The organism is Alteromonas sp. ABM1_013 (assembly GCF_056160505.1).
Map to the genome: position 1 here is coordinate 595,797 of NZ_JBSWXH010000004.1, position 21,231 is coordinate 617,027.

Here is a 21,231-nt window from a genome sequence, read left to right on the forward strand (position 1 = left end):
CATTCTTTTTAAACTTTGGTCACTACTAATGCGACTTCTCCTGCACTAGCAGGGTTTACTGTAAAGCGATAAGTGCCAGTAGTAGAGGGGGTGAATTGTAAGTTCTCTGAGCCTTGCTCACAGACTAAATAGGCGGTAGAGCCTAGCATCACAGGCTGGCCTTTATATTTGCCTCCACAGCTCTGTGAGGGCGTCCATTTTGCATCAGATAGTCTGAAATCGTAAGGTTGTCCGTCGGCAATCAGTTCAACATCTACTGCCCAACCTGAATCTGACCTTTTGAACTTATAGCTTGCATCGGCTTCCCACCAATTAAACACGCCTCTTAAAAACATGTTTTCAAATTGAATACGTGGCACTTCCGGTGCTATTTCTGGGATCTTAAAGCTTCCACTGCTTGAGCATGCTGACAGGGCTATGCACATAGAAGCAATAGTTAGTAACTTTTTCACAGTTTCTCCCTCTATAAAAAAGCCCAACGTAAGGGTTGGGCTTTCATTTATTGCAGCATTAGACTGCATTAATGTTAACTAGCCTTATGACTTCGCAAGGATTGAAATATCTGCGGTAGTAAGGAAAAGTTGCCTTAAAAGCGACAGTAAAGCAAGTCGGTTATTCTTAACTGCTTCGTCATCTGCCATAACCATTACGTTATCAAAGAAGTTATCGATTACATTACGCAGCGTAGCAAGTGCCGACAGAATGCGTGTGTAATCATGCGAAGGTAGCGCGCTATCAACTTCTTTTTGTGCGGCTTTTAAGTCAGCGTAAAGCGCTTTTTCAGCGTCTTCCACTAGTAACGATTCATCTATATTCGCCGAGTTAGTCACATCTACTTTTTGCTTAGCAAGAATATTGGCTACGCGTTTATTAGCGGCGGCTAACGCCTCAGCCTCTTCTAATGCCTTGAATTTATCTACCGCATGGACACGAGCTAGATAATCAGAAGGCTTCGTAGGGCGACGGGCTGCTACGGCCTGAATAACGTCAATGACGATAGCTTGATCTTGTAGGAGGGCATTGAAGCGACCTAATACAAAATCAACAACCTGCGTTTGTGTTTCAGCATTTGTTAATTTATCGCCATATACCTCAATTGCTTTGCTCACAAGTGTTTCAAGGTCTAAAGGCAAAGATAGCTCGGTAACAATACGTAAAACTCCAATAGCTGCACGACGAAGCGCGAATGGGTCTTTATCACCTTTTGGCAGCTGGCCAATACCGAATATACCAACCAGTGTATCAAGTTTGTCAGCAAGGGCTACTGACGCGCTTACGCCAGAACTAGGAAGTGCGTCACCAGCAAAACGTGGCATGTACTGCTCATATAAAGCTTCCGCTACAGGTGCATCTTCACCGTCGTTTAGCGCATAGTATTTACCCATAACGCCCTGAACGTCTGGAAACTCCATAACCATGTTCGACATTAAGTCGGTTTTAGCTAGAAGACCAGCTCGTGCTGCTTGTGTTTCATTCGCATCTATTTGCGAAGCGATAAACGCAGATAGGGCAGAGATACGTTCAGACTTTTCTTTAAGCGTTCCAAGCTGCTTTTGGAATAACACGGTTTCTAAGCTTTCAAGGCGGCTTTCCAACGTTGTCTTTTTATCGCTATTAAAGAAGAACTCTGCATCGGCAAGGCGAGGGCGGATAACCTTCTCATTACCTGAGATAACCTGAGATGCGTCATGGCTTTCAATATTCGTTACAAACAAGAAAGTATTAGAAAGTGCGCCATCACTATCAAGCAGCGGCACATACTTCTGGTCGTCCTTCATTGTGTAGATAAGCGCTTCTTTCGGGACTTCTAAGAAACCCTTATCGAATCCTGCTTGCAAAACAACAGGCCACTCTACCAAGGAAGCAATTTCCTCAAGCAGTTCTTCATCGTAATCTGGCTTAAGCGATAGGTTTTTAGCTGCGTCTTCTAATTGCTGACGCACTTTATCTTTACGCGCCTCAAAGTCTGCCAGCACATATTGTTGCTCTAGTGCAGAGGCGTAGTTGTCAGCATGATCAAGCTCAAAGCGACCTTCGCCGTGGAATCGATGACCTTGAACAACGCGGCCGCTTGTTAGGCCTAATACTGAAACGTTAACCACTTCGCTTCCATAAAGCACACAAAGGGTGTGCACAGGGCGAATAAACTGAGTGTTGTAGTTACCCCAGCGCATAGGCTTTGGAATAGGTAATTTGCTTACTGCTTGATTAATCAAACCTTCTAACAACTCAGCAATAGTTTGACCAGGCACATGTGCTTTATGAAGAAGCCATTCACCTTTATCTGTAACCAAGCGCTCCGCGTCAGAAACGTCGATACCGTTACCGCGTGCCCAACCTTGTGCTGCCTTGGTTGGGTTGCCATCAGCGTCAAATGCCGCAGATACTGCTGGGCCGCGCTTCTCTACCACTTTGTCGGCCTGACCTTCAGCAAGACCTGAAACGTAAACCGCTAAGCGGCGAGGGGCTGCAAACCAGCTAACTGAGTCAAAACTTAAGTCAGCTTGGCTAAGTGCTGCTTCAAATTGTGTGGCGAAGGCTTCGCCCAAAGACTTAAGTGCTTTTGGTGGTAACTCTTCAGTACCTAATTCAACTAAACAATTTTCTGTACGCACGCTTATGCCTCCTTGTTACATAGTGGGAAGCCTAATGCTTCACGTGCTTGGTAATAGCTCTCTGCACACGCTTTGGCAAGCGTACGAACGCGAAGAATATAGCGCTGGCGTTCTGTTACTGAAATAGCATGACGTGCATCAAGTAAGTTAAATGCGTGAGACGCCTTCATTACCTGCTCATAAGCGGGTAGCGGAAGGTTATTCTCAATTAGCTTTTTACTTTCGGCTTCACACTCGTCGAAAGTTCTAAACAGGGCTTCTACGTTGGCGTGTTCGAAGTTATACGTAGATTGTTCTACTTCGTTTTGATGGAATACATCACCATAGGTGACTTTACCCATTGGGCCGTCAGTCCATACTAGGTCATAGATACTATCTACACCTTGAACGTACATAGCTAGTCGCTCTAGGCCGTAAGTGATTTCACCAGTAACAGGCTTACATTCAAGTCCGCCTACCTGTTGGAAGTAGGTGAACTGCGTCACTTCCATACCGTTAAGCCATACTTCCCAACCTAGTCCCCACGCACCAAGCGTTGGTGATTCCCAGTTGTCTTCTACAAAGCGAATGTCATGAACCAGCGGATCAAAGCCTAACTCTTTCAAAGAGCCCAAGTACAACTCCTGAATATTGTCAGGTGAAGGCTTAAGCATTACTTGGAACTGATAGTAATGCTGTAAGCGATTTGGGTTCTCACCGTAACGACCATCGGTGGGTCTACGGCATGGTTGAACATAGGCGCTACTCATTGGCTCTGGACCTAAAGAACGTAGGAATGTCATAGGGTGAAAAGTACCTGCACCCACTTCCATATCCAGAGGCTGAATAATAACGCAGCCCTGACGCGCCCAATAATCTTGAAGCGCAAGGATCAACCCTTGAAAGGTTTTAATATCGTATTTCTGCATACATCCGCTGCTTATTAGTTAACTGACTTAAAATTGAGGTGGGATAGTATACAATTTGTGAGGCATAGTATGTAGGTGTAAAGGGTGAAAAAACGTCACGAATACAGGCAATATGTCACTTCACAACAAGGATTTAATCTTAAGCCATGACCAATCAATTAAAAACAGCACAAAATACGCCACTACACCGATGCGGTTGGGTGAGCAATGACCCTATTTATCTGGCTTATCATGACAACGAATGGGGTGTACCTGAGCTAAATAGCCGAGCGCTGTTTGCTAAATTATGCCTAGATGGTCAGCAAGCAGGCTTGTCTTGGTTAACTATCCTTAAAAAGCAGCAGAATTTTGAGCGGGCATTTCACCAGTTTGATCCTGAGAAAATCGCGACGATGGGCGCCGCTGATGTCGAAAGGCTAATGCACGACAGCGGTATAATCAGAAACAAGCTTAAAATAGAGTCTGTTATTAAAAATGCTAAAGGGTATCTGGCCATAGAAGAAACACAGCCATTTAGCGAGTTTATTTGGCAATTTACAGGCGGACGTACTGTGATAAATGCTTGGGATAACTTTAAGCAGGCCCCCACCTCTACGGACGCATCGAAAGCGATGTCAAAAGCATTAAAAAAGCACGGGTTTAATTTTGTAGGCGAAACAATTTGCTACGCTTTTATGCAGGCAGTGGGAATGGTAAATGATCACGAAGTAGGGTGTCACTGTTATCAGCGTACCTGTGACTTAGCGATAAAGTAGTAGGGAAAGCGACATAAAACGCGGATATAGAAAGCAATCGATAGAAAAAGGACCGAGCACCCAATGATGATCGGTCTTTTTTAAATACTGCCTAACGCTTCTTCTTTACGCCTTATCGCTACATTCTATTGAGCGCTTATCAAGGTTTCACAGTAGGCTTTAAGCGGTGGTAATTCATCCAATACCTTAGACTCGTATTCAGACTCAATTTGCTCTCGTGCGATATCCTGTTTTCTTCGCTCATTTTTGGGAAGTTGTTGTCTTGCCTCTAAAATCGCAAAGCCACTGACCTCGGTGAAAAGTGCATGAACTTGCGGATACTGCGCTTTAAAGTCAGGTGGTGAATTAATAGGAAGGGCGTTAAGCAAATTAACAATGCGAATAACACCTTCTGATAAATCACATTGCTGTTGCTCCATTGCTTTAGCAATCACTATGATGCTATCAGTGATAGTAGCAATACGAGATTGTCTTGCGGCTTCCTGTCGCGCTTTCTGCTGCTTTAGCATAAACAGCAGCTTACCTGCGTAAAAGCCAAGCCCAACAATGATTAGTAGCGCAATGCCTGAAAGTACTGCCCAAAGCATAACGTTTTCCTGTTTCTATTAATGCTTAAAGTCGTCGATGTTAATAGCGTCTAAATCGTTAAACGGATCCATATCGTCGTCTTCATCATCTTCTTCCACTATACCTAGTAGGTCACAAAGGATGCGGTGGCGTGCCATTTTTTCGTCTACGTACGCCTGTTGCTCGCGGGTAAGCGGCTTGTCATCATCAAGCTTATCAAGTAAATCTGTTAAACGTTGGTCTGCTTCTAGAGCGGCCAACTCTTGGGCTGGAGTTGCGAACTTCTTCTTTTGAGCAGGGGTTGGCGTTACTGTTTTTACAAGCTGAACAGGCTTCTTACTGCCGTGACGAGGATCTTTATTCTCAGCACTCTTTTTGCCAGTTACTTTTTTCTGTTCAACATTGTGGCGGCTACCTGCAGGCTTACCCTTGTGCTTTTTAGGGCGAGGTGAGTCTGATTTACGGTTTTCGCTAGGTTTAAAGTCTGGGTCTTTACGAACGCCGATTTGACCGACTTTACGAGATTTCTTTGAACGTGCCATAATTTCCAAATAACAAAGAGAGTGAAAAAACAACGCTATTATAGCGCGAATTAGTGCCTACGTATTGATCTTTGGGTGTGCGGTTAAAAATCAATATGCCATAAAGGTAGTGATAGATAATCTATTTCAGCGCTTCTTCATTAGCACAATGTCATTTGCTGGGAATTTAACGTCATAGCCGTCTCTTTGTGCTAGGTAATGAAAAGTTTTTTCGCTGAAGAAGCTTACATGTGTGATGTCGTTTTTATAATGCCAATTTGCAAAGCGGGCTTTATCGAGCACGCGTTTTGTCATGATGGCAAGAACACCGCCAGGGGCAACAAGTTTGTTGAACAGTGCCCATTCCACGTGTGGGGAGTGAAAGTGCTCGATAGCTTCAGTACAGGTTACAATGTCGTAGCTTCTCTCTAGTACCTTTAAGGTCGGGGCATAGAAGGGGTCGTATGTACACATATTCACTCCTTCTTCTGACAGCATGCTTGCTAGAACAGGTGCTGGACCGCAGCCAAAGTCTAGTCCAGAAAGCTCTCCTGCGTTAGTTGCTTTTATAAAAGGTGAAAGCGGGGTTAAAACCTTTCCTAAAAACTTTCGATATCCTTCATCTTCGAAGCTGTTTTCGTGAAGATCATATTCCTGTTTTTCTACTTCTTTTGACGGCAGAAACGCAGGAGAAACATAAACAAGTTCGCATTGACTACACTGGAGGTATTCCCGCTTTTTATCAGTGTGGTAGTGAGATGATGTATTAGCGCTTTGGCATAAAGGACAAGACATAAAAGGCGGATATTAATAAAGGGGCTAAAAAAGAAAAAGGTGATGGTTTTCACCATCACCTTACATTGTATGAGTGTCAGATGACACCTCTCCCGTTATACACATCTATGTGTAGCTGGCTTCCCTAGCTGTGCTCCCCTTATTTTTATTTTTAGCAGAGCTGTATTGTTGTTTTTGGCCCTCGTGGCTCTTTATCCCGTCTTCCATGCTGCATTTTTATTATTATTCTTGTTGTTTAGTTTGTAGATTTTCAAAGGCACCTACAAACTACGCCGTTAGATTACACGAATAATTTTAAAATACAACTTTTATGGTAACAAAATTTTAACAACAGTGTGTAAAAACGGTACGGCTTAGTGTAAGCCTGCGATATAGTTAGATAAAATTTCGATATCTTCGTCGGTTAATTTCATCGCAATATCACGCATCATGCCATTCATATCGTTGTGACGTTGGCCAGAACGGAAAGCCTTTAGCTGAGATGCAGTGTAGGTAGCGTGCTGTCCACTGATGTCAGGGAAGCCTGCTAATGCCATACCGTTACCTTTAGGTCCGTGGCATGCGATACATGCTGTTACGCCACGCGACTCGTCACCACCTTGATAAAGTGCGCGTCCAGCTTCTACATATTGCTCAGGCGTTTCGCCCGCTTTAGGCTCTTGGCTTGAGAAATAAGCTGCTAGGTCTTTCATGTCTTGCTCTGATAGTGGAGCAGCCATGCCGTTCATCACAGCATTGTTACGACCTTCCTCGCCACCCGTTTGAGAAGCAAGTTTAAATTCGGTTAATTGCTTAACAATGTACTTCTCATGCTGGCCAGCAAGTTTCGGGTTCATGTCAATCATGCTGTTACCATCAGGACCATGACAGGCTGCACATACTGCAGATTTCGCTTTACCTGCCTCGGCGTCGCCTTCTGCCATAGCAGTTGCGCTCAAACCCAAAGACATACACACCAACAAACACAGTTTTTTCATAATAAATCTCTTAAATGGATCCAACGGCTCGCGTGATATACGTGATATCATGCGTATTTTACACATTTAACGCGTCAGAAAAACCTATTCCATGATAAAACTATGGTTTTTAGCTGGTTTATTCATTAAAAAACTGTAAACCAAAGGTTGAGACGCATGTGGAGGTAAGTCTAGATGTCGTATTACACCAAAGCAAAATTCTTTACGAGTGCACCTGACATTCGTCATTTAAAGAATGACAGCGGTATTGAAGTTGCGTTTGCGGGTCGCTCGAACGCGGGAAAGTCGAGTGCGCTTAACACATTAACCCGTCAAAGAAACTTGGCGAGAACCAGTAAAACACCAGGTCGTACTCAATTAATCAATGTATTTGAATTAGAGGAAGACTTGCGCCTTGTCGATTTGCCGGGTTACGGATTTGCTAAAGTCCCGGTGGCGATGAAAAAAAAGTGGCAAGCGTCATTAGGTGAATACCTTCAAAAGCGTAAGTCGCTAAAAGGTTTGGTGGTACTAATGGATATTCGCCATCCTTTTAAAGATTTAGACCAAGACCTCATTCACTGGGCTGTGGCGTCGGATATCCCTGTACTCGCGCTTCTTACAAAAGCCGATAAACTGAAAAGCGGAAAGCGCAAAGCACAACTTTTAATGGCCCGTGAAGCTGCTATGGCATTTATGGGTGATGTAACGGTACAAACCTTTTCGTCATTAAATAAACATGGTTTACCAGAGCTAGAGCGTATTTTGGATTCATGGTTCGGGTTGGACAAATCAGCTGATGAAGACACTTCCGATAGTGAAGTCCAATAACATTAACGGTGAATTTCACTTGTGCTGACTTGGTGTATTTAGTGGGAAAGCTCGATGCGCTAGAAAAAAGAACGCCCCGCATAGAGCGAGGCGTAAACTGAGAGAAAACACATAAAAACCGTAGATATAGAGTAGTAGTAATCAAAGAAGTTCAGGAAAAATAGAAAGAAAAATCACTTAAAGTGTTATGTATTTGATATTTAACAGTTATTTATTTTCTGCAGATATAAAAAAACCCCGACAAAACTGTCGGGGTTAAAGCAAAGGTTTGAAAACAGCTTTCTCACCTCTGTACCCTACATGCGTAATATTACAACAAAGCACAGAAAAGGCAAGGGTGTTATGTAATTAAATTACCAAATTTAATGTAAATAACTCCCAACTGGGTATTGAAACTGTAATCTAATTACCAAACTAATGTGCTTCATCCCAATTTTCGCCCACACCAGCTTCAACAACTAGCGGCACATTAAGTGTGGCTGCGCTTTCCATAAGTGCTGTAATAGTAGAAACATAGGTATCTACTTTGTCTTCTTTAATTTCGAAAACCAGTTCATCGTGCACTTGCATCATCATGGTTACATCGTCGGATGCATTTTTTCTGATCCAGTCGTCAACTTTAATCATTGCCATTTTAATAATGTCTGCCGCCGTACCTTGCATTGGCGCATTGATTGCTGCGCGTTCTGCACCTTTTCGGCGTGCGCCATTACTTGCTTTAATATCAGGCAGGTATAGCCTACGACCAAATACAGTTTCTACATAACCCTTTTCCTTTGCACTCTCACGAGTAGAGTCCATATATTCAAGCACACCAGGGTAGCGCTCAAAGTAAAGGTCCATGTATTTTTGGGCTTCGTTACGTGGAATATTAAGTTGCTTAGACAGTCCAAACGCACTCATACCGTAAATTAAGCCGAAGTTAATCGCTTTTGCGCTGCGTCGCTGCTCGGTCGTTACCTCATCAAGCGGTACGCCGAATACTTCAGACGCCGTTGCTTTATGAATATCTTTGCCATGAGCAAAGGCATCGAGTAGGCCTTTATCACCAGAAAGGTGGGCCATAATACGCAGCTCAATTTGAGAGTAGTCAGCTGCTACGAACTTATTTCCTTCCCTTGGAACAAAAGCCTGACGTACGCGACGACCTTCTTCATTGCGAATAGGAATATTTTGTAAATTAGGATCGGTTGAAGAAAGACGCCCTGTTGCCGTTACCGCTTGATGATAAGACGTATGCACCCGACCTGTTCGATGATTGATCATCTTAGGAAGTTTATCGGTGTAGGTATTCTTTAGCTTAGTTAAGCCGCGGTATTCCATGATCTTTTTAGGCAGCGGATACTCAAGCGCAAGTTCTTGAAGTACATCCTCAGAAGTAGAGGGCGCGCCTTTTGGCGTTTTCTTAATAATAGGCAACGACATCTTTTCAAATAAGACATGCTGAAGCTGTTTTGTTGAGCCTAAGTTAAACGGCTCGCCCGCTTCCTCATGAACCTCACTCTCTAGTTCGGCAATACGACTAGCAAGATCTTGGCTTTGTTGACTAAGTCTCTGGCTGTCAATCAGCACGCCTTCTTGTTCCATGCGAGAAAGTACGCACGCAAGGGGAACTTCAACGTCTATCAACAAGTTTTTAAGTTCTGGAATACCTTTTAACTTAGTCCAAATAGCGTTATGTAAGCGAAGCGTTATATCAGCATCTTCTGCTGCATAAGGGCCAGCTTCTTCTAGGTCAATTTGGTTAAAGGTAAGCTGTTTTGCGCCTTTGCCAGCAATTTCTTCAAAGTGAATGGTTTTATGACCAAGATAAGCTAGAGCTAGCGAGTCCATATCGTGGCGCTGAGCGGTGCTGTTTAGTACATAGCTTTCAAGCATGCTGTCAAAGCCAATGCCATTTAAGGTTATGTCATAGTTCGCTAGTACATTTTTATCGTACTTAATATGCTGGCCTACTTTGATAACCTTGTCTGATTCCAAAATAGGTTTTAATGCGTTTAATACGAACTCTCGTGATAGCTGTGCCGGCGCATCGGGGTAATCATGGGCTACAGGTACGTAAGCTGCTTCACCTTCTTCTATACAAAATGAAACGCCAACTAATTCGGCATCCATGTAGTTAAGGCTAGTAGTTTCGGTATCAAAGGCAATTAGCTCAGCTTTTTCAAGCTTAGCGACCCAAGCGTTAAAGCGCGCTTCATCAAGTACGGTTTCGTATTTCGATTTGTCGATATCTACCGATGTACTTTGCTCACTTTCTTGTGCACTGCTGCTATCTTCACTGCTAGTCGTGTCGCTATTTGAGGTATCACCGCCCGCCACAAGCGCACTTACTTCTGTATGCCAGCGTTTGAATTCATACTCAGCAAATAGATCGCGAAGTTGTTCATTATCGGGTTGGCAAGGCATCAAGGCTTCAACATCATAGTCTAAGTCAAGATCGATGCTAATAGTGGCCAAGGTGTAAGAAAGGCGTGCTTGCTCCTCGTACTCCTGCATTTTAGCCGCCATTGACTTGCTACCTCTAAACGATAGATCGGCGATTTTATCCAAATTCTTATATATATCGTCGATACCGCCAATACCATTAAGTAAGGCTTGAGCACTTTTATCGCCAACACCAGGTACGCCGGGTATGTTATCTACCTTGTCGCCTTTTAGTGCAAGAAAGTCGATCACAAGTTCAGGAGGTATGCCAAACTTAGTATTTACGCCTTCAACGTCCATTACTTGATTGGTCATTGTATTGATCAAGGTGACATGTTCATTAACCAATTGCGCCATGTCTTTGTCGCCAGTGCTGATAAGGGTATCAATTCCTTTCTCTGTCGCATGTTTGGCTAATGTACCTATAACGTCATCTGCTTCTACGCCGGACTCTACGATAACCGGTAAGCCCATCGCCTTAATGATGGTATGTAATGGTTCGATCTGACTTCTTAGCTCATCCGGCATAGGCGGACGATTCGCCTTATACTCTTTATAAATGTCGTCTCGAAACGTTTTTCCTTTGGCATCAAAAATTACTGCCATGTGGGTAGGGTTGTATTGCTTGATCAAGCTTTTAAGCATGTTCACAACACCATAAATGGCACCGGTATCTTGGCCTTTTGAGTTCGTTAAAGGGGGTAAACCGTGAAAGGCACGAAAGAGATATGACGATCCATCGACAAGAATAAATGGAGGCTTTTTAGAATCTGGCATAGCGGGCGATTTTCCAATATACAATATGAGCGCAAGGATGCCACAGGCTAGGGCAGATCGCCATATCATGAAGGAAGATTAAACGTGACAGCCGATCACATTTCGCCTGTGGATAACTTTGTGATCTAAAGTTTCAGGCACAGTGATCCGGATGATCTTTGTCAAGTTAAAGATCACCATCTAAATCAAGAAAAATAAGGGAATGAGACTAAGGTGTGAAAACAGCGTACCTGCTACTAATCATTCCATTTTGTGTGGATAACTTGGTGTACGTTTATTTTTGGTTTAACCAAGTTGGTCAAGTAATGTAGCATAACCGTTAACATTGTATACACGTATTTATAAGAACTTTTTTTGTACACTTGTGTGTTTAATAGCCAAATTTTGAATAAGTAGATGGCATAACGTCTAGGAGGACAATATGAAACAAGTAGCCGTTATTTTAAGTGGTAGTGGTGTGTTCGACGGGGCAGAATTACATGAAGCGGTATTAACGCTTCTAGCCATTGAGCAAGAAGGGGCGTCTTACCAATGTTTCGCGCCCGATGTAGAGCAACTTCACGTGGTCAATCACTTAACCGGTGAAGTGGCGGAAGGGGAAACCAGAAACGTATTGGTAGAGTCAGCTCGGATAGCCAGAGGCAATATAAAGCCTGTCACTGATTGTGACGTTAATGCATTTGATACACTCATACTGCCCGGCGGCTTTGGTGCGGCGAAAAACCTTTGCACCTTTGCTGTAGACGGTGATAAATGTACCTTTAACGAAGAGGTTCTTGAGGTCTGTAAGGCATTTGCACAAGCTAAAAAACCTGCAGCTTATGCCTGTATTGCACCCGCATTAGCCGCCAAAGTGTATAGTAACAAGACCAAGCTGACCATTGGCGACGATGAAGCTACGGCTTGCGGCTTGAATGCCTTAGGTGCCACTCATGTAGAGTGCCCAGTAGATGAGGTTGTCGTGGATAATGATGCGAAGCTGGTAACTACACCTGCCTATATGCTGGCGCAAAGCGTTAGTGAGGCGAATGCGAGCATTAGCAAAATGGTCAAGACTGTACTTGCCATGAAATAGAAAGCTTGGGGCTGGCTTTTCTGAACCGTAAAGTTAAGCGCCATTCTATATAATTAGCTTAATAATGTGGGGAGACAAAGGTTTCCCCTTACTGATTATAGTCCTATAATCAAAACCCTATACGAAACACATTGAGTTTTACCTTTTTTGTTTGAGGTAACGACGTTTGTTTTTTTGAAGTCAGTTCAAAAAATCATTAAAACTAGGGCGCTTAAGCCCTTATGCGCGCTAAAAAAATAAAGGCATAATAAACAATGCACTACCGTGCCATCATACGAATACTCGGGTTACTAATAGCGCTTTTTAGCGTAACCATGATCCCACCAGCTATTGTGTCGTTGATTTATCAAGATGGCAGCGGTCTTCCTTTCACTCTCGCTTTTATATTCTGTGTCATTGGCGGCATGGCCTTGTGGTATCCCAATCGTCAGCAAAAAAATGATTTAAGAGCGCGAGAAGGGTTTTTAATAGTCGCGCTGTTTTGGTCAGTACTGGCAAGCGTGGGTGCAATTCCACTTATCTTGCTTGAACAACCTAGCATGACAGTAACCGATGCTTTTTTTGAATCGTTCTCTGGCCTGACGACCACAGGTGCTACGGTTATCGAAGGGATAGATTTTCTCCCTCATTCAGTACAATTTTACCGGCAGCAACTTCAGTGGCTAGGCGGTATGGGTATCATCGTACTTGCCGTTGCCATATTACCTATTCTTGGTGTTGGGGGCATGCAGCTGTATCGAGCAGAGACACCCGGCCCGGTTAAAGATAATAAGATGACGCCGCGTATTGCCGATACGGCAAAGCATCTATGGTATATCTACCTAACTATAACCATTGCGTGCGCGGGAGCATATTGGCTTTCAGGTATGAATGTATTCGATGCTATATGCCATGCATTCTCAACCGTAGCCATTGGTGGGTTTTCTAACCATGATGCGAGCTTAGGGTACTTCAACAGCCCAATGGTAAACGTGGTTTGTACGGTCTTTTTACTTATTGCTGCGCTGAATTTCTCGCTGCACTACGCCGCGGTAAGTTCACGCTCAGTGAGAGGCTACTTTAAAGATCCTGAATTCAAAGCCTTCTTTATTATTCAAGCGTCGCTAATTGGTATTTGCTTTCTAGTACTCACTCTATCAGGCTACTATAGCTCAGCAGAGCAAGCTCTAGATCAGGCTATGATTCAGGCAGTGTCCATTAGCACCACGGCCGGATTCGCCACTACTGACTTTTCTGTATGGCCTACGTTCTTACCCATAATGCTTATTTTTTCTAGCTTCATAGGCGGTTGCGCCAGCTCCACAGGTGGTGGCTTGAAGGTAGTACGTGTGTGCTTATTGTTTTTACAAGGCAAGCGTGAAGTAGACAGACTTATCCACCCTAAAGCCGTGTACAGTGTTAAGTTTGGCGACCGTGCTATGCCCGACAGAGTGGTAGAAGCTGTATGGGGTTTTTTCTCGGCTTACGCCGTAGTATTTGTGGTAATAATGATAGGCCTAATTGCTACAGGTTTAGATAACCTCAGTGCTTTTACTGCAACGGCGGCCATGCTAAATAACTTAGGCCCGGGCCTAGGCAGTGTGGCAGCAAACTATGCCGATGTAACTGATGCAGGCAAATGGATCCTAGTAACGGGTATGGTGTTTGGTCGACTAGAAGTCTTTTCATTACTGGTACTGTTCTCGCCTACGTTCTGGCGAAGCTAATATCTAGAATTGAAGGCTTTGCAAATTCTCACGGTTTAAAACCAGCCAAAAAAGGGCGATACTCATCGCCCTTTGCCTTATAAATCTTTAAACGCAATACCTTTGCGAAGCTTCAAAAGAGCGGGGTTTAGCGCTAGCCAAAGAAGAATGCACTGGGCTGGAACAGCTTTTCTACATCATTGATATATTTCTTATCTACCAAGAACAAAATGACGTGATCGTTCGCTTCTATCTTAGTATCACTATGGGCAATAATTACCTGTTCGTCGCGAACGATAGCACCGATAGTCGTACCAGGAGGTAGCTTGATGTCGCCAATTTGTCTGCCAACCACTTTAGATGTGTTTTCATCACCATGAGCAATAGCTTCAATAGCCTCTGCCGCGCCACGACGTAAAGAATAAACGTTAACAATGTCTCCACGGCGTACATGCGTAAGTAGTGCCGAAATAGTGGCTTGTTGTGGTGAAAACGCAATGTCTATCTCGCCACCCTGAACGAGATCTACATAAGCACTTCGCTGAATAAGTACCATGGCTTTTTGCGCGCCCATGCGCTTTGCCAGCATGGCCGACATAATATTCGCTTCATCGTCGTTAGTTACCGCAATGAAGGCATCGACCTGTTCGATATTCTCTTCACTGAGTAATTCAGGATCAGATGCATCACCACTGAAGACAATGGTTTTATCTAAGTTGGCAGATAAATACTTTGCCCGCTCTGGGCTGTATTCAATAAGCTTAACGTTATGATTGTGTTCAAGCTTCTTCGCTAACCCTGCGCCAATTAAACCACCGCCGGCTATCATAATTCGCTTGTAGCTAGACTCGAGCTTTTGAAGCTCACTCATTACTGCACGAATGTGCTTGGTGGCGGCAATAAAGAATACTTCGTCATCTGCTTCTATAACGGTCGTGCCCAGTGGACGAATAGGGCGGCCGCGACGGTAAATGGCTGCAACCCGGGTTTCCACATTAGGCATGTGATCTTTTAGCGCAGATAATGCGTGGCCTACTAATAAGCCGCCGTAATAGGCTTTAACGGCTACTAGGCTTGCTTTGCCTTCTGCGAACTCCACAACCTGAAGGGCACCGGGATAATCGATAAGGCGTTTAATTGCCTTGGTTACCAGTTGCTCTGGGGCAATAATGTGGTCTACCGGTATGTCTTGCTGCTTATATAGCTGCTCTTGATAAATAATGTATTGTTCTGAGCGTACGCGGGCAATTTTTGTGGGCGTTTTGAAAAGGCTATAGGCAACCTGACAGGCAAGCATGTTGCTTTCATCACTATTGGTTACGGCTATCAGCATATCAGCATCTTCCGCACCGGCTTTGCGCAATACATCAGGGTGTGAACCCACACCTGTAACAACCTGCAAATCAAGGCGGTCTTGCAGCGCGCGCAGAATAGTGGGGTCAGAGTCAATAACGGTAATTTCGTTATTTTCACCTACTAGGTTTTCAGCAAGAGTTCCGCCTACTTGTCCGGCCCCTAAAATGATGATCTTCATCGTTATTATTTTGCCTTCATATCTGTGCAGGTCATCACTATGTAACCTGCACAACTATTAAACTTAGTCTGACGACTTTACCAGCCTCGCATAATAGAAACCATCCATTTGTTCTTCCCCCGGCGTTATCTGACGTCCAGGTTTGTCTATGGTTTCTGTTTTCACTACAGGCGATAACTTGGCGTTTGGCGTGTCGGCTAGAAACTGCTGTATTTGCGCCATGTTCTCTTTTGGTAATATAGAACAGGTTGCATAAAGCAAGGTGCCGCCTGGTTTTAATAGGCCCCACAGCGTATCCAATATGCGGCGTTGTAGTTGCGCTAAATTGTCGATGTCATTGGATTTTCGAAGCCAGCGAATATCTGGGTGACGTCGTATAACGCCAGTAGCAGAGCAGGGGGCATCCAGTAATATTCTATCGAAGGGCTTTCCGTCCCACCAAGTTTCTGGATTAGCGGCATCACCCTGCTTAATATCCACAACGTGTTTAAGGCGCGTCATGTTTTCTTCTACGCGTTTTAGGCGTGTAGCGTCGGCATCAAGTGCCAACACGTACTCAGTATCCGGTGCGCACTCAACAATGTGCCCTGTTTTTCCACCTGGTGCGGCGCAACAATCTAAAATACGCTCATTAGCTTGCGGCTGTAGATAGTGGGCGGCTAATTGAGCTGCACCGTCTTGCACCGCAAAGTGCCCTTTATCAAAGCCAGGCAGGGACGTAATGTCTTCACGTTTAGCCAGAATTACTGCATCTGCGTGATTGTCGCTAAGGGTATATTCTACGCCAACACTATCTAGCGCCTCGGTGAATGCTGCCAATGTTGTTTGCAGCTTATTTACACGGAGCCAGATGGGAGCCATAGCGTTAGTTTCGCTACGCACTTGGTCGGCATCGGCGCCATAGGCGGTCTCTATTGCCTTAAACAGCCACTTAGGTAAACCGCTGTTTATAATGGCATCATCAACGTTTTTGTCGGCAAGGTTCTCTCGCTGAAAATTGCGTAATACCGCATTTACCAAGCCTTTAAGCGCTGCTGCATTTAAATAAGACGCTGCAGCAACAGTTTCACCTACTGCAGCATGGTTACTAACTCGTGAAAAGTTAAGCTGGTACAAGCCAAGAAGTATAAGGTGCTCGATAACCTTTTTATTTCCCTTTAAGGGTCTATCTAGCAAAGAGCGTAGCCAGTGTTGCAAAAGGGGAAGGCGACGCATTACCCCTAACGACATTTCTTGAATCCATGCGTTATCTTTGGCGTTGTGTCTGCGCTGAACGCGTTCTAGGCATTCACGCGATGACTTGCCTTGCTCTAAAATTTGATAAATGACCCACGCACAATCTGCGCGCAGGTTTTTTTGCTTGGGAAGGGGTAATGGTTTCACGTTTAGTCCGCTTGTGTCAGACAACGACCCACTTCAAACCACGTTTGGCGAGCATTGATGACGTCTGACGCTGGTAGCGCCTTTTTACCTGGAATTTGAAGTGATGTGATGCAAAGTGCATCGCGCCCTGTTGCTATGGTTATGCCTTCTTTATTAGCACTGATTATAGTACCTGGCTTAACCTCTTTATCTAGTGTTACAACGGTAGCTGACCACACCTTCACATTCTGATCTTCTACCTTCATCCACGCTACCGGCCAAGGGTTGAAGGCGCGAATATTTCGTTCTATTTGCTCGGCATTGTCTGCCCAATTGATAAGCGCTTCTTCTTTAGAAAGCTTTTTCGCATAGGTAGCCAAAGAATCATCTTGTTTGGTGGGCGTATAGTTTTCAAAGTTATCGACGACTTCAACTAACGCTTGTGGCCCTAGTTCTGCAAGCTTGTCATACAAAGTGGCGCTGGTGTCTTCAGGTGTAATAGGTAATGTGGCGATGTGCAGCATATCACCAGTATCTAAACCTTCATCCATTTGCATTATGGTTACGCCTGTTTCAGCGTCACCCGCCCATATAGCGCGCTGTATTGGAGCTGCGCCACGCCACATTGGCAAAATAGAACCGTGTACATTAATACAACCTAGTCTAGGTGCATTAAGCACAGCAGTAGGCAATAATAGGCCATAAGCAACCACCACCATTAAATCGGCATTTAGCAAGGCTAACTCTTCTTGTGCGTCTGGCGCTTTTAACGACTGAGGCTGATACACAGGAATGGCATTTTCTTCAGCGAGCACTTTAACTGGACTGGCTGTGAGTTTCTTACCTCGTCCGGCAGGCCTATCAGGCTGAGTGTAGACAGCAATAACCTCGTGCTCACTCTCTAGCAACGCCAATAGGTGTTTAGCTGCAAAATCCGGAGTACCGGCAAAAATCACTTTTAATGGAGTTGTCACGTTATTCCCTAGGCTTTTGCGGCAAGACGCGCTTCTTTCTCAAGCTTTTTACGAATACGTTGGCGCTTAAGCGGCGATAGATAATCGATAAAAAGCTTCCCTTTTAAATGGTCGAGCTCGTGCTGAATACAAATCGCTAACAAACCTTCTGCATCCAACTCAAAGCTTTCGCCATTTTGATCCAGCGCTTTTACTGTAATTGCTTCGGCGCGCTCAACTTTGGCGTAATTACCCGGCACTGATAAACAGCCTTCTTCGCTAATCGTGGAGCCATCTTTACGAATGATTTCAGGGTTAATAAATACGCGAGGCTCGTTTTGATCTTCCGATACGTCCATTACAACAACTTGAACGTGGCGATTAACTTGCGTCGCTGCAAGGCCAATACCGTTCTCGTCTTTCATGGTTTCGAACATGTCCGATACCAATTGTTTAATTTCGTCGTTAACCTCTTCTACGGGTTTAGCTACCGTGCGAAGACGTTCATCAGGAAAACTTAATACGTCTAAAATTGCCATTTCTCGCTTACTTCACCTTTTCGCTGTATAAATTCATATACGATCTAATTGCCAGCACGCTTTACAGTGCTTATTAAGTTACTATTCTAACGTATATCGGGTGGTTTCGTGCAGTTTTTTGCCTAAACCCTATAAGAATACGTACTTCTGCCGATATAGTGCTATTGTCTGAAAAATCAACAATAAATGGCAGTGAATAATTTGCAGGTGGTCAATTTGAAAAAGCGATTAACATACGCGCGTCGTGCAGCAATATTTATTCTTGGAGTGCTTTTGTCTTTGCCTGCGTTCGCGCTTCAATTAAAAGACACTGCGCCTGAAACCTATACGGTGAAGCGTGGCGACACCCTATGGGAAATTGCGAGTATTTTTCTAAACGAGCCTTGGCTATGGCCAGAGCTATGGCGAACGAATACGCAAATAGATAACCCTCATCTTATCTATCCCGGTGATGTCATCGTTGTAGGTTACATTGATGGTAAGCCTGTCTTAAGCGTAAAACGCGACAAGCTAGCCTACAACCTGTCTCCGTCCACCGATAAGCGAATAAAGCCAAAACCTGTTGACGTCCTGTCTTGGACTACTATATCTCCTTTTGTTAGACAGCATATGTTGCTAGACGAAGACGACTATTCAGCCTTACCTCGACTCCTAGGTAACCAAGACGGAAATGTAAGGTTTGCTTCAGATGACTTTGTGCTTAGCCAGCAACAATTCAGTACTGACGATCAGTACAGAGTGATTAGAAAACACGCTACTATCAAAAACCTAGATGGAGAAACGCTGGGCATTCAGGTCACTCATATATCCAATGCTTCGTTGGTAGAGAAAGACCAGGCAGACGACACCATGCTGCTGTTTATTGATGACGCCAATCAAGAAGCAAAACGTGGTGACAAATTGATGGCCGGTGGCTTTACTCATCCAGAAGGTTTCGAGCTTACGCCTGCTACTTCACAACGAGGAGCGGTCGTAGGTGATTTGCATGATCACGACTTACTTGGCAAATATGACGTTGTCATTGTTGACCTTGGTGCAATGGATGTAGCACCAGGCACAGTATTGGGGCTGTATGCTCAAGGTCCAGCCATTATTGATGAAGATAGCCCGCGTTACGTTGATGAACCCGGTGCTAAAAACGGTGGTGAGTGGTTTATTGATACGGTAGCACAGCCCGCACTCAAAGTAGGTGAGGTGATTGTTTTTAAAACATTCGATTCGGCAAGCTATGGATTAATAACACGAGCGAATAAAGGAATTAAGCGCGGCTTTATTGTTGCTAAGCCTTAGACGCTATAGGTTTCATTGTCGCTTTTAAAGGAGCGACAATGAAACAGCATACTTCTCAATCAAACAGCGAGCTATTTGCATGGATAGCACTAGCATCGGCTCAGGGCATCTCCCCTAAAATCTGGCTACAGTCCCTTGAGCACTATCAACTATCTCCTGCTGATTTAGTCGGTAATGCGTCATCACTTCCCGACGATGTGAAGCAGCTCGTAAATCAAATATCAAAGCCCCTTATTGATGCAGCCTTCTCATGGGAACAAGCAACTGATAATAGACACATTATTTCTTATTCGTCTTCATACTACCCCCAATCGTTAAAGCAATTGGACAGTCCACCCCTAGTGCTATTTGCAACGGGGGATAGTACTTTGTTGTCGAGCCCGCAAATTGCCATTGTGGGTAGCAGAAGGGCTAGCATTCAGGGTAAGCGTATCGCCAGTGAATTTGCAGTAGGGTTGTCTAGTAATGGGGTTGCAGTAACAAGCGGCCTTGCTATGGGCATTGATAGTGCAGCGCATCAAGGCGCTTTGTGTGGTAACGCAGGGACAATCGCAGTAATGGGGACGGGGCCTGAAAAGGTCTACCCCGCGAAAAATCACAAGCTCTACGAAGAAATAAATAATGACAAAGGCGTTACCGTCACAGAGTTCTTTCCGGGGCAGGGGCCTAAGCCTTGGCACTTTCCTAGAAGAAACCGAATTATCGCAGCATTATCACTTGGAACCTTGGTGGTAGAGGCAAAAATTAAGAGTGGCACCTTGATAACTGCGAATTTGGCCGCAGATATGGGGCGAGAAGTATTCGCTGTGCCTGGTAGTATCTTTCACGCGTACTCGGAAGGCTGCCATTGGTTAATCCAACAGGGCGCCAAATTAGTAATTAATATTAACGATATTCTTGATGAAATTGGTCTTCAGCCTGAACAACTGGGCTTGGATGTTAACGAGCAAAACGAAAAAAGTGCAGCGAATAGCTTGGCAACCGATAAATTATTAGCTAGTGTGGATTATGACATCACCGCTATTGATGTTATAGCCCAGCGCAATGCCTTATCAGTATCGCAAGCAATGGCATCATTATTAGAATATGAGTTGCGTGGTTTAGTAGCCGCTGTCCCTGGTGGTTACGTTAAATTGAGGGGAAAATAATATGTTCGATATCCTCATGTATCTGTTTGAAAACTTCATTCACAGTGAAACGGAAATTCGTGTTGATCAAGACGAGTTAACGGAAGAGCTTGTGCGCGCAGGTTTCCATCACGATGAGATTTATAAAGCCCTCGCATGGTTAGAAAAGCTAGCGGCTCTGCAGGAAACGGATATAAAACCGTATTTTTGTAAAGGGATTAGCACCAGCTTAAGCCGCATTTACACCCACGAAGAACAGATGCGTTTAGATGTGGAATGTCGCGGTTTTCTTATGTTCTTAGAACAGGTTAATGTACTAGATGCGTCTACGCGTGAGATGGTGATAGACCGGGTTATGGAAATCGATTCCAATGAATTCTGTTTAGAAGACCTGAAGTGGGTTGTGCTAATGGTACTATTCAACGTACCTGGCAAAGAGAAAGCCTACGCGCAAATGGAAGATCTTTTGTTCGAAGAGCCAGATGGCGTGCTGCATTAATGCAGTCGTAGTCAC

The 21,231-nt window shown here is 44.3% G+C and carries 19 protein-coding genes; 7 read left to right on the forward strand and 12 right to left on the reverse strand.

Annotated elements, in window-relative coordinates:
• Positions 1-8 precede the first annotated feature (8 nt).
• From ACXAGK_RS14545 to glyQ, 3 genes are all read right to left on the reverse strand, one after another.
• The gene (locus ACXAGK_RS14545; protein WP_474856760.1) at positions 9-452 is read right to left on the reverse strand and encodes a hypothetical protein; all 444 of its coding nucleotides are present in this window, start codon (positions 450-452) and stop codon (positions 9-11) included.
• 84 nt (positions 453-536) lie between these two features.
• Positions 537-2,615, reverse strand: a complete 2,079-nt coding sequence (gene glyS / locus ACXAGK_RS14550) for a glycine--tRNA ligase subunit beta (protein WP_474856761.1) — start codon at positions 2,613-2,615, stop codon at positions 537-539.
• A 2-nt stretch (positions 2,616-2,617) separates the two neighbouring features.
• Positions 2,618-3,523, reverse strand: coding sequence for a glycine--tRNA ligase subunit alpha (gene glyQ / locus ACXAGK_RS14555; protein ID WP_014947716.1), 906 nt, complete (start codon positions 3,521-3,523; stop codon positions 2,618-2,620).
• 146 nt (positions 3,524-3,669) lie between these two features.
• On the opposite strand from glyQ, the gene ACXAGK_RS14560 reads away from it, so the two are divergent.
• The gene (locus ACXAGK_RS14560) at positions 3,670-4,278 is read left to right on the forward strand and encodes a DNA-3-methyladenine glycosylase I (RefSeq protein WP_474856762.1); all 609 of its coding nucleotides are present in this window, start codon (positions 3,670-3,672) and stop codon (positions 4,276-4,278) included.
• Positions 4,279-4,403: 125 nt separating this feature from the next.
• Here the strand turns inward: ACXAGK_RS14560 and ACXAGK_RS14565 are convergent, their stop codons facing one another.
• The 4 genes from ACXAGK_RS14565 to ACXAGK_RS14580 all read right to left on the reverse strand — a co-directional run bounded on the left by ACXAGK_RS14565 (position 4,404) and on the right by ACXAGK_RS14580 (position 7,138).
• Positions 4,404-4,865, reverse strand: a complete 462-nt coding sequence (locus ACXAGK_RS14565; RefSeq protein ID WP_474856763.1) for a DUF2489 domain-containing protein — start codon at positions 4,863-4,865, stop codon at positions 4,404-4,406.
• A gap of 18 nt (positions 4,866-4,883) precedes the next feature.
• A complete protein-coding gene (gene yihI / locus ACXAGK_RS14570) occupies positions 4,884-5,387 on the reverse strand; it encodes a Der GTPase-activating protein YihI (RefSeq protein ID WP_474856764.1) in 504 nt (167 codons plus the stop codon).
• 126 nt (positions 5,388-5,513) lie between these two features.
• Positions 5,514-6,161: a class I SAM-dependent methyltransferase gene (locus ACXAGK_RS14575; protein WP_474856765.1), complete on the reverse strand. Its 648-nt coding sequence runs from the start codon at positions 6,159-6,161 to the stop codon at positions 5,514-5,516.
• A gap of 353 nt (positions 6,162-6,514) precedes the next feature.
• Positions 6,515-7,138 (reverse strand): c-type cytochrome, encoded by a 624-nt coding sequence (locus ACXAGK_RS14580; RefSeq protein WP_179981871.1) that lies wholly within the window; start codon positions 7,136-7,138, stop codon positions 6,515-6,517.
• Between the two features lie 174 nt (positions 7,139-7,312).
• On the opposite strand from ACXAGK_RS14580, the gene yihA reads away from it, so the two are divergent.
• On the forward strand, positions 7,313-7,948 hold the full coding sequence (yihA, locus tag ACXAGK_RS14585; protein WP_474856766.1) for a ribosome biogenesis GTP-binding protein YihA/YsxC: 636 nt from the start codon (positions 7,313-7,315) through the stop codon (positions 7,946-7,948).
• Positions 7,949-8,362: 414 nt separating this feature from the next.
• On the opposite strand, the gene polA is transcribed toward yihA, so the two are convergent.
• Positions 8,363-11,152, reverse strand: a complete 2,790-nt coding sequence (gene polA / locus ACXAGK_RS14590; RefSeq protein ID WP_474856767.1) for a DNA polymerase I — start codon at positions 11,150-11,152, stop codon at positions 8,363-8,365.
• A gap of 421 nt (positions 11,153-11,573) precedes the next feature.
• On the opposite strand from polA, the gene elbB reads away from it, so the two are divergent.
• A complete protein-coding gene (elbB, locus tag ACXAGK_RS14595; RefSeq protein ID WP_179981874.1) occupies positions 11,574-12,227 on the forward strand; it encodes an isoprenoid biosynthesis glyoxalase ElbB in 654 nt (217 codons plus the stop codon).
• 254 nt (positions 12,228-12,481) lie between these two features.
• Entirely contained in the window at positions 12,482-13,933 is a 1,452-nt protein-coding gene (locus ACXAGK_RS14600; protein ID WP_474856768.1) for a TrkH family potassium uptake protein, read from the forward strand.
• 133 nt (positions 13,934-14,066) lie between these two features.
• Here ACXAGK_RS14600 and trkA read toward each other — a convergent pair whose 3' ends face one another.
• From trkA to def, 4 genes are all read right to left on the reverse strand, one after another.
• Positions 14,067-15,446: a Trk system potassium transporter TrkA gene (trkA, locus tag ACXAGK_RS14605; RefSeq protein WP_136782368.1), complete on the reverse strand. Its 1,380-nt coding sequence runs from the start codon at positions 15,444-15,446 to the stop codon at positions 14,067-14,069.
• 63 nt (positions 15,447-15,509) lie between these two features.
• Positions 15,510-16,829, reverse strand: a complete 1,320-nt coding sequence (gene rsmB, locus ACXAGK_RS14610) for a 16S rRNA (cytosine(967)-C(5))-methyltransferase RsmB (RefSeq protein WP_474856769.1) — start codon at positions 16,827-16,829, stop codon at positions 15,510-15,512.
• 2 nt (positions 16,830-16,831) lie between these two features.
• Entirely contained in the window at positions 16,832-17,782 is a 951-nt protein-coding gene (gene fmt / locus ACXAGK_RS14615; protein WP_474856770.1) for a methionyl-tRNA formyltransferase, read from the reverse strand.
• 8 nt (positions 17,783-17,790) lie between these two features.
• Positions 17,791-18,300: a peptide deformylase gene (gene def, locus ACXAGK_RS14620; RefSeq protein WP_014977863.1), complete on the reverse strand. Its 510-nt coding sequence runs from the start codon at positions 18,298-18,300 to the stop codon at positions 17,791-17,793.
• A 216-nt stretch (positions 18,301-18,516) separates the two neighbouring features.
• Between def and ACXAGK_RS14625 the strand changes: the two genes are divergently transcribed.
• From ACXAGK_RS14625 to ACXAGK_RS14635, 3 genes are read left to right on the forward strand one after another with little or no spacing between them, the layout of a single operon-like run.
• The gene (locus ACXAGK_RS14625) at positions 18,517-19,590 is read left to right on the forward strand and encodes a LysM peptidoglycan-binding domain-containing protein (protein ID WP_474856771.1); all 1,074 of its coding nucleotides are present in this window, start codon (positions 18,517-18,519) and stop codon (positions 19,588-19,590) included.
• A 38-nt stretch (positions 19,591-19,628) separates the two neighbouring features.
• The gene (gene dprA / locus ACXAGK_RS14630; RefSeq protein ID WP_474856772.1) at positions 19,629-20,738 is read left to right on the forward strand and encodes a DNA-processing protein DprA; all 1,110 of its coding nucleotides are present in this window, start codon (positions 19,629-19,631) and stop codon (positions 20,736-20,738) included.
• A gap of 1 nt (position 20,739) precedes the next feature.
• Positions 20,740-21,216: a DUF494 family protein gene (locus ACXAGK_RS14635; RefSeq protein WP_014947732.1), complete on the forward strand. Its 477-nt coding sequence runs from the start codon at positions 20,740-20,742 to the stop codon at positions 21,214-21,216.
• Positions 21,217-21,231 lie beyond the last annotated feature (15 nt).